Raw genomic sequence first — 594 nt, 5'->3', positions numbered from 1 at the left:
AGTTGGCTGAGAAACTTGGCACGCCTGGTTACTTGACGGATTGTCCTGAAGATATCAAGCCAGAGTGGTTTGAAGGCAAGACAAAAGTAGGTGTGACAGCGGGTGCTTCTGCACCAGAAGAGTTGGTGAATCAGATTCTTGAGCGTATCAAAGAACTAGTGGGTGCTCGCTCAGTCGATGAAGTCTTAGGTCGAGAAGAAAACATGTTCTTCGAAGTACCAAAAGAGCTGCAAATCAAGCAAGTGGACTGATATCCATTTATCGAATATTCAAAAGGCGACCTCAAGGTCGCCTTTTTTGATCGTATGTTTCGCTCATATTCGGCACTTAGTGGCTGATACCTAGCATCTCTTTGAGTACTTTGAGGTAACGACGGCTTACTGGGATCTCAAAGCCTGTTTTAGTGATGATTTCGGCTAGACCATTTTCCAGCAGCTTGATTTCACTGATGGCCTTAATGCTCACTAAATATTGGCGATGACAACGCACTAAGGGCGTTTTTTCTTCCAGTGTTTTTAACGTGAGCTGAGTGCTTGCTGTTTGGCTGGTGGAACGTACATGCACACCGCTAATATCGCTATAAGCACATTCCAC

The 594-nt window shown here is 44.9% G+C and carries 1 protein-coding gene and 1 pseudogene; one reads left to right on the top strand and one right to left on the bottom strand.

Translation table 11 applies throughout. From position 1 onward, the window contains the following. Positions 1 to 251: pseudogene (gene ispH, locus R7Z50_RS29135) on the top strand (4-hydroxy-3-methylbut-2-enyl diphosphate reductase); the annotation flags it as partial. 76 nt (positions 252 to 327) lie between these two features. Here the strand turns inward: ispH and R7Z50_RS29130 are convergent. After that, positions 328 to 594, bottom strand: a 267-nt coding sequence (locus tag R7Z50_RS29130; RefSeq protein ID WP_318149963.1) for a LytTR family transcriptional regulator DNA-binding domain-containing protein, incomplete at its 5' end; no start/stop codon positions are given.

This window comes from Vibrio sp. 1249-1 (genome assembly GCF_033340495.1).
The sequence above is the reverse complement of the archived record's forward strand: the minus strand, read 5'-3'. Positions and strand labels throughout refer to the sequence as shown.